12 protein-coding genes are annotated in these 14,096 nt (G+C 69.9%); 3 read left to right on the top strand and 9 right to left on the bottom strand.

The genetic code is table 11. The features are described 5' to 3' along the window. Positions 1 to 46: 46 nt before the first annotated feature. Together zwf and C7H73_RS14445 are read left to right on the top strand one after the other, a co-directional pair. Complete coding sequence (zwf, locus tag C7H73_RS14440) at positions 47 to 1,528, top strand: glucose-6-phosphate dehydrogenase (protein ID WP_106847295.1); 1,482 nt, start codon at positions 47 to 49, stop codon at positions 1,526 to 1,528. A gap of 249 nt (positions 1,529 to 1,777) precedes the next feature. Further along, positions 1,778 to 2,623, top strand: a complete 846-nt coding sequence (locus C7H73_RS14445; protein WP_106847296.1) for a MurR/RpiR family transcriptional regulator — start codon at positions 1,778 to 1,780, stop codon at positions 2,621 to 2,623. Between the two features lie 14 nt (positions 2,624 to 2,637). Here the strand turns inward: C7H73_RS14445 and fabF are convergent, their stop codons facing one another. Continuing rightward, on the bottom strand, positions 2,638 to 3,933 hold the full coding sequence (gene fabF, locus C7H73_RS14450; protein ID WP_106847695.1) for a beta-ketoacyl-ACP synthase II: 1,296 nt from the start codon (positions 3,931 to 3,933) through the stop codon (positions 2,638 to 2,640). A gap of 93 nt (positions 3,934 to 4,026) precedes the next feature. Between fabF and C7H73_RS14455 the strand changes: the two genes are divergently transcribed. Continuing rightward, complete coding sequence (locus C7H73_RS14455) at positions 4,027 to 4,665, top strand: TetR/AcrR family transcriptional regulator (RefSeq protein ID WP_106847696.1); 639 nt, start codon at positions 4,027 to 4,029, stop codon at positions 4,663 to 4,665. 74 nt (positions 4,666 to 4,739) lie between these two features. Here C7H73_RS14455 and C7H73_RS14460 read toward each other — a convergent pair whose 3' ends face one another. The 8 genes from C7H73_RS14460 to C7H73_RS14495 form a co-directional block, all read right to left on the bottom strand. Beyond that, positions 4,740 to 5,231 (bottom strand): YbhB/YbcL family Raf kinase inhibitor-like protein, encoded by a 492-nt coding sequence (locus C7H73_RS14460; protein ID WP_106847297.1) that lies wholly within the window; start codon positions 5,229 to 5,231, stop codon positions 4,740 to 4,742. Positions 5,232 to 5,305: 74 nt separating this feature from the next. Further along, positions 5,306 to 6,883, bottom strand: coding sequence for an ABC transporter substrate-binding protein (locus C7H73_RS14465; RefSeq protein ID WP_106847298.1), 1,578 nt, complete (start codon positions 6,881 to 6,883; stop codon positions 5,306 to 5,308). Between the two features lie 87 nt (positions 6,884 to 6,970). Next, positions 6,971 to 7,954, bottom strand: coding sequence for an ABC transporter ATP-binding protein (locus C7H73_RS14470; protein WP_227001468.1), 984 nt, complete (start codon positions 7,952 to 7,954; stop codon positions 6,971 to 6,973). Between the two features lie 131 nt (positions 7,955 to 8,085). Continuing rightward, positions 8,086 to 9,063, bottom strand: coding sequence for an ABC transporter ATP-binding protein (locus tag C7H73_RS14475; protein ID WP_106847300.1), 978 nt, complete (start codon positions 9,061 to 9,063; stop codon positions 8,086 to 8,088). A gap of 16 nt (positions 9,064 to 9,079) precedes the next feature. After that, positions 9,080 to 9,991, bottom strand: a complete 912-nt coding sequence (locus C7H73_RS14480; protein ID WP_106847301.1) for an ABC transporter permease — start codon at positions 9,989 to 9,991, stop codon at positions 9,080 to 9,082. A gap of 165 nt (positions 9,992 to 10,156) precedes the next feature. After that, complete coding sequence (locus C7H73_RS14485) at positions 10,157 to 11,383, bottom strand: M20 aminoacylase family protein (RefSeq protein ID WP_106847302.1); 1,227 nt, start codon at positions 11,381 to 11,383, stop codon at positions 10,157 to 10,159. A 4-nt stretch (positions 11,384 to 11,387) separates the two neighbouring features. Then, entirely contained in the window at positions 11,388 to 12,365 is a 978-nt protein-coding gene (locus tag C7H73_RS14490) for an ABC transporter permease (protein WP_106847303.1), read from the bottom strand. 120 nt (positions 12,366 to 12,485) lie between these two features. Next, positions 12,486 to 14,066 (bottom strand): ABC transporter substrate-binding protein, encoded by a 1,581-nt coding sequence (locus tag C7H73_RS14495; protein ID WP_106847304.1) that lies wholly within the window; start codon positions 14,064 to 14,066, stop codon positions 12,486 to 12,488. Positions 14,067 to 14,096: the final 30 nt, after the last annotated feature.

Here is a 14,096-nt window from a genome sequence, read left to right on the forward strand (position 1 = left end):
CCCTGTCGGCCAGGGCCGCGCATGAAACTCGATAACATTCCGCGCCATGAGCTTTGACCTGGTTCTCTTCGGCGGCACGGGCGATCTGGCCTGGCGCAAGCTGCTGCCCGCGCTGGCGCAGGCCCACCGCCACGGCTCGCTGCCGCAGGGCGGGCGCATCATCGGCGTGGCCCGCGACGACCTGACGGATGCGCAATACCGCGCCCTCATCCGCAGCCGCTTCGAAGGCGTGGAGGGCGACAAGCAGCCCACGGGCGAGGAGTTCGAGCGCTTTGCACCGTTGCTGCACTACCAGCGCATGGACCTGACCCAGCCGGACGACTACCAGCAGCTCAAAAGCCGCCTGGCCGAGCGCAACGCGGACGTGGTGGTCATGTACCTGGCCACCGCGCCGCAGCTGTTCACCACCGCCTGCGAGCAGCTGGGCGCCGCCGGCCTGGCCACGCCCCAGACCCGCGTGGTGCTGGAAAAACCCCTGGGCCACGACCTGCAGTCCAACCGCGCCATCAACGCCGCCGTGCGCCGGGTGTTTGGCGAAGAGCAGATCTTTCGCATCGACCACTACCTGGGCAAGCCCTCGGTGCAGAACCTGCTGGCGCTGCGCTTTGGCAACGCGCTGTTCGAGCCCTGGTGGCGGCGCGAGACGATTGCCAGCATCGAGATCACGATTGCCGAGCAGCTCGGTGTGGAGGCGCGCGGCGCCTTCTACGACGGCACCGGCGCGCTGCGCGACATGGTGCAGAACCACGCGCTGCAGCTGCTGTGCGCCATCGCCATGGAGCCGCCCATCAACGCGCACGCCGACGCCATCCGCGACGAAAAGCTGAAAGTGCTGCGCTCGCTGAACGCCTGGACGCAGGCCAGCCTGGCGCAGGACGTGGTGCGCGGCCAGTACGCCGCCGGCTCGCTGGCCGGCCAGCGCGTGCGCGGCTACCGCGAAGAGGACGGCGTGGCGCAAAGCAGCCACACCGAGACCTTCGTTGCCCTGCGCGCGCAGATCGCCAACTGGCGCTGGGCCGGCGTGCCTTTCTACATCCGCACCGGCAAGCGCCTGGCCGCGCACGAGGCGCACATCGCCATCCACCTGCGGCCCACGCCGCACGCCATCTACCCGACGCCGCTGGTGTGCGGCGCCAACCGCCTGGTCATCCACCTGCAGCCGCGCGACGGGCTGGCGCTGCACCTGTTTGCCGCCGCCAGCGAAACGCGCGGCGCGCGCGCGCTGGCCGAAGCGCCGGGCCTGACCCCCGTGCAGCTGGACCTGGACTTCGAGCAGCGCTTTGGCGCCGAGCGCGTGGGCGCCTACGAGCGCCTGCTGCTGGACGTGATCGCCGGGCGGCTGAATTTGTTCGTGCGCGCCGACGAGCAGGAGGCAGCGTGGCGCTGGGTCGAGCCCATCATGCAGTCCTGGCAGGAGCAGGACGCGCGCGGCGAAGGCCCGCGGCCGTATGCCGCCGGCACCTGGGGGCCGGGTGCCGCCAGCGCTTTGGTGGCGCGCGACGGCAACACCTGGATCGAGGAATGTTGAGACATCCCCCGCAGGCGCTGCGCGCCTCGGCACCGCTGCCAGAGGCTGCGGCTCTTCGCGCCCGTGCAGGCCTGCGCAGGCAGGCTTGGAGCCGCGGCGCTCAGCCCCCTCTTTCTGCGCGCTGCGCGCTCGGGGAGGGGGGACGACGGCCGCGCGGCGGAGGATCCGAAGCGCGCCGTCTGCTGGCGGGCGTGCGTCCTGTGGCAACGGCTGCGCGCACCCGGGCGGTGCTGTTCGGGGGGGCGTAGCGTGCTCGATCGCATCACCGCGTCCCTGCCCTCGCTGGCGCCGGCCGAGCAGCGCGTGGCGCGGCTGGTGTTGGCGGACCCGCGCGCCTTTGCGCGGCTGCCGGTGCGCGAGCTGGCGGCGCGCGCGCTTGTGAGCAAGCCCACGGTGGTGCGCTTTTGCCGCAGCATGGGCTATGGCGGCCTGGCGGACTTCAAGCTCAAACTGGCCGGCAGCGTGAGCGAGGGCGTGCCCTTCATCCACCGCAGCGTGGACTCGGGCGACGGCACGCCCGAGGTGCTGGTCAAGGTGGTGGACAACGCCGTGGCCGCCTTTTTGCAGTACCGCAACGCCGCCAGCGTGCAGGCGCTGGGCCGCGCGGCCGAGGCGATTGCCGCCACCTGGCAGACCGGGCGGCGCATCGAGTTCTACGGCGCGGGCAACTCCGGCATCGTGGCGCAGGACGCGCAGCACAAGTTCTTTCGCTTAGGGATCACCAGCCTGTCCACCAGCGACGGCCACATGCAGGTCATGAGCGCCACGCTGCTGCAGCCGGGCGACTGCGCCGTGATCATCAGCAACTCCGGCCGCACGCGCGACCTGATGGACGCCGCCGACATCGCCCGCAAACGCGGCGCCACCACGATCGCCATAACCGCCAGCGGCTCGCCCCTGGCGCACAGCTGCCAGATTCATCTGGCCGCCGATCACCCCGAGGGCTACGACCGCTACAGCCCCATGGTGTCGCGCCTCTTGCACCTGCTCATCATCGACGTGCTGGCCACGCGCGTGGCGCTGTCCATCGGCGAGCCCTTGCAGCCGGTGCTGCAGCAGATGAAGAACAACCTGCGCGCCAAGCGCTATACCTGAGCGGCGCCGGCGCCTCAGGCCGCCCAGCGGCGCAGCAACAGCGACGCGTTCACGCCGCCAAAGCCAAAGCCGTTGACCAGCGCAAGGTCCAGCGCCATCGGCCGCGCGCTGACCGCCACCAGGTCGATGCCCTGGGCCAGCGGGTCGGGCTGCTCCAGGTTCAGCGTCGCCGGCACCACCTGGTCGCGCAGCGCCAGCACCGTGAAGATGGCGGCCACGGCGCCGGCCGCGCCCAGCAGGTGGCCGGTGGCGGACTTGGTGGAGCTGACGGCCAGGGCGCCGCCCGTGCCGAACAGGCGGCGGATGGCGGCCAGCTCGCCCCGGTCACCCACGGGTGTGGAGGTGGCGTGCGCGTTCAGGTACTGCACCTCGTGCGGCTGCACGCCCGCCATGGCCAGCGCCTGCGCCATGCTGCGGCGCGCGCCGTCGCCGTCCTCGGGGCCGGCGGTGATGTGAAAGGCATCGGCCGAGGTGCCGTAGCCCGCCACCTCGGCCAGCGGCACGGCGCCGCGCGCCAGGGCGTGCCGCAGCGATTCGAGCACCAGCGCGCCCGCGCCCTCGCCCATCACGAAGCCGTCGCGGCCGGCATCGAACGGGCGCGAGGCCTCGCGCGGGCGGTCGTTGTAGCCGCTGGACAGGGCCTTGGCGGCGGCGAAGGCGCCCAGGCTCACGCGGTCGATGGCCGCTTCGGTGCCGCCGCACAGGGCCACGTCGGCCTCGCCCGAGCGGATCAGCCGCAGCCCGTCGCCCAGCGCCTGCACGCTGGCCGCGCAGGCCGTGACGGGCGTGCCCAGCGGACCCTTGAGGCCGTGGCGGATGGACACGTGCCCGGCCGCCAGGTTGGCCAGGAACGACGGCACGGTGAAGGGCGACAGGCGCCCGGCGCCGCGCTGGTCGGTGGTGCGCACGGCCTGGGCGATGGCGCCGAAGCCGCCGATGCCCGAGCCGATGATGCAGGCCGTGCGTTCGCGCGCACGCTCGTCTGCGGGCGGCCAGCCGGCCTGGGCCAGGGCCTGGGCGGCGGCGTCCAGCGCCAGGGGGATGAAACGGTCCATCTTGCGCAGCTCCTTGGGCGGCGCCACGGCGCTCTCGTCCCAGCCGCCTTCGGCGTCCTGCGCCAGGCTGGGCACCAGGCCGGCGACCTGGCCGGGCACGTCGGGCGCCATCTCCGGCGGCAGGCGCACCAGGCCGCTGGCGCCGGTGCGCAGGCGCTGCCAGCAACGCTCCACGCCGCGCCCCAGCGGCGAAACCAGCCCCAGGCCCGTGATGACCACGCGGGGGCGTCCCTGCGCATCGGTGACTGCTTGCATGCGACTTCCTGCGCCGCTGGGCGCAGCCTTTATGATGACGATCATCATCATAAAGGCGTTTTGATGACGCCTGCAACCAATAAGGAAAGCACCATGAAGGTCTCCCGGGAACAGGCGGCGCGCAACCGCCAGGACATCGTGGACGCGGCCGCGCGGCTGTACCGCGCGCACGGGCTGGACGGTGTGGGCGTGGCCGAGGTGACGCGCGGCGCCGGGCTGACGCACGGCGGCCTGTACCGGCATTTCGGCTCCAAGGACGCGCTGGTGCGCGAGGCCTGCGCTCGCGCCTTCGAGCTGCCCAAGGCCGCGCTGCAAAACGCGTCGCCAGACGGTGCGCCGCCCCAGACGCGGCAGGCGTTCGTGCAGGCCTACCTGTCGCCTGGGCACCGCGACCAGCCGGGCGAGGGCTGCCCGGTGGCGGCGCTGGCCGCCGACGTGGCGCGCGCCAGCGGCGAGGTGGCGGCGGCGTTCACCCAGGGCGTGCAGGCCAACATCGCGCGCTTTGCCGCGCTGGCCTGCGGCCTGGCGCCGGGCCAGGCGCCCAGCGCGGCGCAGCGCGCCGACGCGATCGCCACGCTATCCACGCTGGTGGGCGCGCTGGTGGTGGCGCGCGCCACGGCGGGGGCCGACCCGGCGCTGTCGCAGGAGATTCTGGAGACGGTGCGCGCCCACCTGGGCACGCAGCGGCCAACCAGCCGCGGCGCTGCTAAAAAAGGAGCTGCCAGCGCTTGATCCTGGCAGGTTTCAGGTAGCTTTCTTGCCCAAACACAGGCGCAGCATGCGCGGACAGCTCACTTTTTTGACGTTCAGCGCCCATAGGTGGCCGTGAACGAGGCCTTGGCCAGCGTGTGCGCGTTCACGTTGAAGCCGGCCAGGGCGGCGGGGGCGTCGTCCGGCACGTCGATGCGCGCCACCGACAGCGCGTGCACCGTGAAGATGTAGCGGTGCGGCTGGTCGCCCGGCGGCGGGCACATGCCGCCCCAGGCGTACTGGCCATAGTCGTTGCGGATGTGGCGCGCGCCGGCGGGCAGCTGCGCGCCGCCCCTGGCGCCGGCGTTGGCGGCCAGCCCGGTGGTGCCGGCGGGCAGGTCGATCACGTACCAGTGCCAGAAGCCCGAGCCGGTGGGCGCGTCCGGGTCATAGACGGTGACAGCGAAGCTCTTCGTGCCGTCGGGCGCGCCCGACCAGCGCAGCACCGGCGAGCGGTTGTCGCCGCCGCAGCCGAAGTCGTCGAACTCGAAGTGCGCGGCGATGGTGCTGCCGTCGGCGATGTCGGGGCTGGTGAGAGTGAAGGCCATGGCGATCTCCGGGGGTCAATGGGATGGGGCCCCACCATCCTACTGCCCCGCCCCGCCCCGCCCTGCGATGGCGCTCAGTTCACCCGCACGGTGCGCATGTCCACGCGGTTGTCTGCGCGGTGCACCAGCTCGACGTTCTTGCGCGCCGCCCAGGGAATGACCTGGTCGTGCAGCGGGATGTAGGCCACGTCGTCATTGACGAGCTGCAGCGCCTGCGTCATCAGGCGCTTGCGCGCGCCGCCATCGGGCTCGACCTTGATGCGCTGGATGAGCTCGTCGGCGCGGGCGTTGCTGTAGCGGCCGAAGTTGAACTCGCCGCCGCCCTTGCCCACGCTTTGCACCAGCGCTTCCAGGCTGTAGTAGGCGTCGAACGTGGGCACGCCCCAGCCCAGCATGTACACGCTGGCCTCGTGGCGCTGGATCATGGGCAGATAGGCCGACATGGGCATGGTGCGCACCTTGGCCATCACGCCGATGCGCGCCCACATCAGCATGACGGCCTGGCAGATGGCCTCGTCGTGGATGTAGCGGTTGGCCGGACAGGCCAGGTCCACGTTAAAGCCGGTGCCGTAGCCGGCTTCGGCCATGAGCTGCTTGGCGGACTCGACGTTGTAGGGCTGGCGCTGGCCCACCGCTTCCGTCCAGCCGGCCACCTGGGGCGAGACCAGCGCGCCGGTGGGCTTGCCCAGCCCGCGCATGAGGCTGTGCGAGATGGTGTCCATGTCGATGGCCTGGTACATGGCCCGGCGCACGCGCACGTCCTTGAGCGGGTTCTTGCCCTTGACCGTGCTGCCCGGCAGCTCGCTGCTGTGCTGGTCCATGCCGAAGAAGATGGTGCGGTTTTCCACGCCATCGAGCACGCGCAGCTCGCTGCTGGCGCGCAGGCGGCGCAGGTCCTGCGGCGCCGGGTCCAGCACCAGGTCCACGTCGCCGGCGACCAGCGCCGCCGTGCGGCTGGCGGCCGACGGGGTGGTCAGATAGACGATGTCGGTCACGTTGCCTTCCATCGTGCCCCACCAGTTCGGGTTGCGCTTGAAGACCATGCGCACGCCGGGCTGCCAGGACTCCAGGATGTAGGGGCCGGTGCCCATGGCGTTGCGGTGCGCGAAGCTGTCGGACCCGCTGGCGCCCAGGGCGAGGGGCTCGGTGGCCTTGTTCTTCTCGGCCCAGGCGCGGCTCATGATGCGCAGCTCCGTCATCTGGCGCAGCAGCACGGGGTTGGGCGCGGTGAGCATCACGTCCAGCGTCTGCGCATCGACCTTCACGGCCTTGGCGATGCCCACGGCGTAGGGGCCGAACTGCGAGGTTTTGGCCAGCGCCCGGTTGATGGAGAACGCCGCGTCGTCGGCCGTGAAGGCCGAGCCGTCCTGGAACTTCACGCCCTGGCGCAGGGAAAAGCGCATCTGCGTGGGGCTGATGGCCTTCCAGGACGTGGCCAGCTGCGGCTCGACCTCGAAGCTGCGGCTGTTGTAGTGCACCAGGCTTTCGTACACGTTGGCGTGCAGGCCGTTTTGCAGCGCCAGGTTCTGCGCGTGGATGTCCCAGGTGGAGATGTCTCCCTGGCTGGTCCATTTGAATGTCTTGGCGTGCAGCGCAGGCGACAGCAGCGCCCCGGCAGCGACGAGCGCTGCTGCGTATCGTTTGAAAGGCATGGCCTTTCCTCCCTCGGTCTAACGTTGTGGAATGTTTTGAGTGCAGTGCCGGCCCGGCGCGGGGCCGCCCGCTCGTGCCGCGCCGGGCTAGAGGCGGCCTTCTTCGACCGCGTGGCAGGCCACGCGGGTGCCCATGCCGTCGGGCAGCAGCTGCGGGCGCTCGGCGCGGCAGCGGTCGTTGGCAAAGGGGCAGCGCGGGTTGAAGGCGCAGCCGCTGGGCGGATTGAGCGGGTTGGGCACCTCGCCCTGCACGGGCGTGCGCGCGCGGCCGGTGTCGTGCATCTTGGGGATGGCGTCCAGCAGCATGCGCGTGTAGGGGTGGCGCGGCTGGGCGAACAGGCGCGGCTTGTCGGCCAGCTCCACCAGGCGGCCCAGGTACATCACGCCGACCTGGTCGCTCACGTGGCGCACCACGGCCAGGTTGTGGCTGATGAACAGGTACGTGAGGCCCTGCTTGCGCTGCAGGTCCTTCATGATGTTGAGCACCTGCGCCTGCACCGACACGTCCAGCGCGCTGGTGGGCTCGTCGCAGACCAGGAATTCGGGCTCGGTGGCCAGGGCGCGGGCAATCGAGATGCGCTGGCGCTGCCCGCCCGAGAACTGGTGCGGGTACTTGGCCATGTCCAGCGGCGACAGGCCCACAGATTGCAGCAGCTGGCCCACGCGCTCTTCCAGCGCGGCCTTGGTGGTCAGGATGCCGTGCTCGCGCAGCGGCTCGCCCACGATGTCGCGCACCAGCCAGCGCGGGTTCAGGCTGGCGTAGGGGTCCTGGAAGATCATCTGGATGCGCCGGCGCATAGCCTTGGCGTTGCCGCCCTTGAAGGCCGCGTGCGCATCCTGCCCGTCAAAGGTGAAGCCGCCGCGCGTGGGCTCGTACAGGCCCACCAGCAGCCGCGCCACGGTGCTCTTGCCGCAGCCCGACTCGCCCACCAGGGCCAGCGTCTTGCCGCGCTCGATCTCGAAGCTCACGCCATCCACCGCATGCAGCAGCAGGCGCGGCTTGCGCTCGAGCACGCGGTTCAGCCAGGGCGGGGAGACATCGAAGGTGCGTGCCAGGTCATGCGCGCGCACCAGCGGCTGGCCCGCGCCCGGCCCGCCCGCGGGCGCAGGAGCCGCAGCGCCGGGCTGGACCAGGCCGGCGCGTTCGTCCAGCAGCGGCAGCGCGGCCTTCAGCGGACTGAGGTGGTTGCTGTTGCCGTTGTTCATGCGGCCTCCTTGTGTGTCGGGGCGTGCAGCCAGCAGGCTGCCTGGGTGGCGCCGGCGGGCATCAGGTCGGGCCGCGCGACGCGGCAGCGGTCGAAGACCTGCGGGCAGCGCGGATTGAAGGCGCAGCCGCGCGGGATGGCGTTCAGGCGCGGCATGGCGCCGTCGATCTGGTTGAGCCGCTCGCGCTCGCTTTCCATGTCGGGAATGGAGGCCATCAGGCCGGCCGTGTAGGGGTGGGCCGGGCGGTTGATAACCTCGTGCACCGGGCCGATCTCAGCCACGCGCCCGGCGTACATGACGGCCACGCGGTCGCAGGTCTCGGCGATCACGCCCATGTCGTGCGTGATCAGCATGACGGCGGCGCCGCGCGTCTTGCAGATACTTTTGAGCAGCTGGATGATCTGCGCCTGGATGGACACGTCCAGCGCCGTGGTGGGCTCGTCGGCCACGATGAGCTGGGGCTCGGCGGCCAGCGCCAGGGCGATGACCACGCGCTGGCGCATGCCGCCGGAGAACTGGTGCGGGTAGTGGTCGATGCGCTGCTCGGCCGCAGGGATGCCGGTGTCCTTGAGCAGCCCGATGGCACGCTGGCGGGCCTCGGACGCGCTCACCGGCAGGTGGGTGCGGATGGTCTCGATGAGCTGCTGGCCCACGGTGTACAGCGGGTTCAGCGAGGTCAGCGGGTCCTGGAAGATGGCGCCGATGCGGCGCCCGCGCACGTGGCGCATCTGCTCCGCGGACAGGTTGTCGATGCGCTGGCCCTCCAGCAGGATCTGCCCGCTGGCGATGCGCCCCGGCGGCTCCAGCAGGCCGATGATGGACGCGCCCGTGAGCGACTTGCCGGCGCCGGACTCGCCCACCACCCCCAGGATCTCGCCCGGCGCGATGGAGAAGCTGACGTTGTCCAGCGCGCGCAGCGTGCCGCGGCGGCCGGGGAATTCGACGACGAGGTTTTGGACTTCAAGTAAAGACATGACGGTCGCCCTGTGGTTAGCGCAGACGGGGGTTCAAGGCATCCCGCAGCCAGTCGCCCAGCAGGTTCACCGACAGCGCGATCAGCACCAGCATGACGCCGGGAAAGACGGTGATCCACCACTCGCCGGAGAACAGGTAGTCGTTGCCCACGCGGATCAGCGTGCCCAGCGAGGGCGAGGTGGGCGGCGCGCCCACGCCCAGGAAGGACAGCGTGGCCTCGGTGATGATGGCCGTGGCCACCTGGATGGTGGCCAGCACCATGACCGGGCCGAGCACGTTGGGCAGCACGTGGCGGCGCATGATGGACAGCGGACCCACGCCGGTGACGCGCGCGGCCTGCACGTATTCCTTGCCCCGCTCCACCAGCGTGCTGCCGCGCACGGTGCGTGCGTACTGCACCCAGCCGGTCAGCGAGATCGACAGGATCAGCACGCCAAACGCCAGCGACTCGGGCGCGTTGGGGAACACCGCGCGGCCCACGCCGGCGATCAAAAGGGCGATCAGGATGGCGGGGAAGGACAGCATCACGTCGCACAGGCGCATCAGCACCGCATCGACCCAGCCGCCCTGAAAGCCCGCCCACAGGCCCAGGCCCACGCCCACCACCACCGACAACAGCACCGAAGCCAGGCCGACGATGAGCGAGATGCGCGCGCCGTAGATCAGCGCGGACAGGATGTCGCGGCCCTGGTCGTCCGTGCCCAGCAGGTACTTGGTGGTGCCGCCTTCCTGCCAGGCAGGCGGCAGGCGCGCGTCGCCCAGCTCCAGCGTGGCCAGGTCGAAGGGGTTGTGCGGCGCCACCCAGCCGGCGAACAGCGCGCAGACCACGCACACCAGGGCGATGGCCGCGGCCAAGATGGCCACGGGCGAGGTGCGAAAGCTGTGTGCGACGTCACTGTCGTACCAGCGCAAAAGAGTTTGTTTCATGGATGCTTGTCCGCGAGAGACAGGCCATGGCGGTGCGCGGTGCGCTGGCGCCAAGCCTGGCCGTTTACTATTGTTTCAGTAGCTACTACCGCTTGACTGGCAAGGGTTTGAGCCGTTTTTTGCTTGTAATTCACTGCCATCTCCCATGCCTGCCTGCCTGCCCGCCTACAGCGCGCCTGCCAGCGGCATGGCCTGTTCCACCAGGCTGGAGTGCAGCGCGGCGCCCAGGGGCAGGATGTCGTCGTTGAAGTCGTAGCGGCTGCTGTGCAGCAGGCTGTGGCCCGCGCCCATGCCCTGCCCCAGGCGCAAATAGGCGCCCGGCTTAGCCTGCAGCATGAAGGAGAAATCCTCCGCGCCCATGCTGGGCTCCAGGTCACGCACCACGTTCTCGGTGCCCAGCAGGCTGGCCGCCACGTCGCCGGCGAAGCGCGCCTCGCCTTCGGTGTTGATGGTGGCCGGGTAGATGCGCTCGTAGCGCACGGTGGCGCTGGCGCCAAACCCTAAGGCGACGGCGCTGCACAGCTCCTTGATGCGCCGCTCGACCATGTCCTGCACGGCCGGATCGAACGCGCGCACGGTACCCACCAGCGTGGCCGTTCCGGGCAGCACGCTGAAGGCGCCCAGGTCGCCGGCCTGCATGGCGCACAGGCTGACGACGGCACTGTCCAGCGGGCGCACATTGCGCGCGACGATGCTCTGCACCGCGGTGATGATGTGCGCGGCCACCAGCACCACGTCCACCGTCTGGTAGGGGTGGGCGCCGTGGCCGCCGCGGCCGGTGATCTCGATGGTGATGCGGTCGGCGGCGGCCATCATGGGGCCGTCGCTCAGGCCCACTGTGCCCGGCCGCATGGCCGGCCAGTTGTGCATGGCGTACACCGCCTGCACCGGCCAGCGCTCGAACAGGCCGTCCTCGATCATCACGCGCGCTCCCCCTAAGCCCTCCTCGCCCGGCTGGAAGATCAGCACCGCCGTGCCGTCGAACTGCCGCGTGGCCGCGAGATACCGCGCCGCGCCCACCAGCATGGCCGTGTGCCCGTCGTGGCCGCAGCCGTGCATCAAGCCACTCTTGGCGGAGCGCCAGGGGAAGTCGTTGTGCTCGGTCATGGGCAGCGCATCCATGTCGGCGCGCAGGCCGATCATGGCGCCGCTGCCGCGCCCGCGGCCGTGGATGACGCCTACCAGGCCGGTCTTGCCGATGCCCTCGTGCACCTCGTCCACGCCGCAGGCGCGCAGGGCTTCGCGCACACGTGCGCCGGTATAGACCTCCTCGAAGCCGATCTCCGGGTGCGCATGCAGGTCGCGCCGCAGGGCCGTGAGCTCGGGGTGGAACTGGGCGATCTGGGCGAATGCGCGTCCGCCCGCCCTGTAGCGCTGGGCTGGTGGCTGCATGGCCTCAGTGCCCCTTGCCGGACACGCGCAGGCGCGGATCGACGACGAAGTACAGCAGGTCCACCACCAAGTTGATGATGACGAAGATCAGCGCGATCAGGCACAGGTAGGCGGCCATCACGGGGATGTCGGCGAACGTCACGGCCTGGATGAACAGCAGGCCCATGCCGGGCCACTGGAACACCGTCTCGGTGATGATGGCAAAGGCGATCAGGCCGCCGATCTGCAGGCCGGTGATGGTCATCACGGGCACCAGCGTGTTCTTCAGCGCGTGCCCGAAGTGGATGGCCCGGTCGGTCAGCCCGCGCGCGCGGGCGAACTTGATGTAGTCGGTGCGCAGCACCTCCAGCATCTCGGCGCGCACCAGCCGCATGATCAAGGTGAGCTGGAAGATCGCCAGCGTGACGGCCGGCAGCACCAGGTGGTGCCAGCCCTTGGGGCTCAGCAGGCCCGTGCTCCACCAGCCCACCTGCGTGACCGGCCCGCGGCCGTAGCTGGGAAACCAGCCCAGCGTGACCGAGAACACCAAAATCAGCAGGATGCCGATCAGGAAGGTCGGCAGCGACACGCCCAGCAGCGACAGCGTCATGAACACCTGGCTGGTGAAGGTGCCGCGCTTGAGCGCTGCGTACACCCCCATGGGCACGCCCACCAGCAGGGCGATGGCGGCGGCCACCAGGGCCAGCTCCAGCGTGGCCGGGAAGCGCTCGGCAATCAGGCGCGAGACCTTGGCGCCCTGGCGCAGCGACAGGCCGAAGTCGCCCTGCGCGGCATTCACCAGGAACTGCCAGAACTGCACGATGAAGGGCTTGTCCAGGCCGAGGGCCGCGCGCATCTCGTCGATCTGGGCGGGCGTGGCGTCCTGCCCCAGCATGAAGACGACCGGGTCGCCCACGAACTGAAACAGCATGAAGGAGATGAAGGCCACGGTGACCATGACGATCACGGCCTGCACGAGGCGGCGAAGAATGAAGGCAAGCATGAGGGTGGGGTGCCTCGAAAAAATGGGCGCATGCTAGCAGGCGGGTAGGCCCGGCCGGCAAGGCGCTGCGCGGCCGGGCATGTCACGCACCGGCCGCGCGGAGCTGAGCGGCAGCTGCCGTCAGTTGACCTTCACGGTGCGGATATCCACGCGGTTGTCGGCGCGGTGCACCAGATCCACGTTCTTCTTCATCGCCCAGGGGATGACCTGGTCGTACAGCGGGATGTGCGAGACGGTGTCGTTGGACAGCTGCAGCGCCTCGGTCATCATGCGTGCGCGCACCGGCGCATCGGTTTCGACCTTGATGCGGTCCACCAGGTAGTCCATGCGCTCGTTGCTGTACTTGCCGACGTTGTAGTTGCCGTCGCCGCCCGGGCCCACACTGCGCACCAGCGACTGCAGGCTGTACAGGCCGTCGAAGGTCGGCACGCCCCAGCCCAGCAGGTAGATGCTGGCTTCGCTGCGCTGGATCATGGGGAAGTAGTTCACCGTCGGCAGGGTGCGCAGCTTGGCCTTCACGCCCACGCGCGCCCACATGGCGGTGATGGCCTGGCAGATAGCCTCGTCGCTGATGTAGCGGTTGTTGGGGCAGGCAAAGTCCACTTCGAAGCCGTCGCCGTAGCCGGCCTCGGCCAGCAGCTTCTTGGAGCCTTCCACGTCATACGGGAAGCGCTTGCCCACGCCTTCGCTCCAGCCCGCCACCTGCGGCGCCACCAGCGTGCCGGCGGGCTTGCCCAGGCCGCGCAGGATGTTGCGCGTGAGGGCGTTGACGTCAATGGCCTGGTACAGCGCCTTGCGCACGCGCACGTCCTTGAGCGGGTTCTTGCCCTTGACGCTGCCGCCCACCAGTTCGTCGCGGAACTGGTCCATGCCCAGGAACAGGGTGCGGTTTTCCAGTCCGTCGATGACCTTCAGGTCAGCGCTGCTGCGCAGGCGCTGCAGGTCCTGGGGCGCCGGGTCCAGCACCATGTCCACCTCACCCGACAGCAGCGCGGCGATGCGCGTCGCGCCGGACTTGATCGGCGTATAGACGATCTCGGTCACGTTGCCGTCCATCTTGCTCCACCAGTTGGGGTTGCGCTTGAGCACCATGCGCACGTCCGGCTGCCAGGATTCGAGCGTGAACGGACCCGTGCCCATGGCGTTGCGGTGGGCAAAATTCTCGTCCGTGCCCTTGATGTCCTTGGGCTCGACCGAACGGTTCTTCTCGGCCCAGGCCTTGCTCATCATGCGCAGCTCGGTCATCTGGCGCAGCAGGACCGGGTTGGGCGCCTTCAGGAACACATCAATGGTGTTCGCATCCACCGTGGCCACGCGGTCGATGCCCTGCACGTAGGGGCCGTAGTTGGACGTCTTGGCCATGGCGCGCTGGATGGAGTAGGCCGCGTCGTCCGCCGTGAAGGCCGAGCCGTCGTGGAACTTCACGCCCTGGCGCAGCGTGAAGCGCACCTGGGTGGGGCTGACGTTGGTCCACGCCGTGGCCAGCTGGGGCTCGACCTCGAAAGTCTTGCTGTTGTAGTACACCAGGCTTTCATACACATAGGCATGAATACCGTTTTGCAGCGCGTTGTTCTGGGAATGGATGTCCCAGGTCGAAATCTCGCCCTGGCTGGCCCATTTGAATGTCTTGGCATGTACGGCAGGCACCATGGTCAAGGCACTGGCCGCCAGCGTGGAAAGGAGCAACCTTGTGAGCTGCATTGGAGGACCCCTCTGAATGTGAAAGGAGGC

The sequence above is a fragment of the Pulveribacter suum genome (genome assembly GCF_003013695.1).
Lineage (GTDB): Bacteria > Pseudomonadota > Gammaproteobacteria > Burkholderiales > Burkholderiaceae_C > Melaminivora > Melaminivora suum.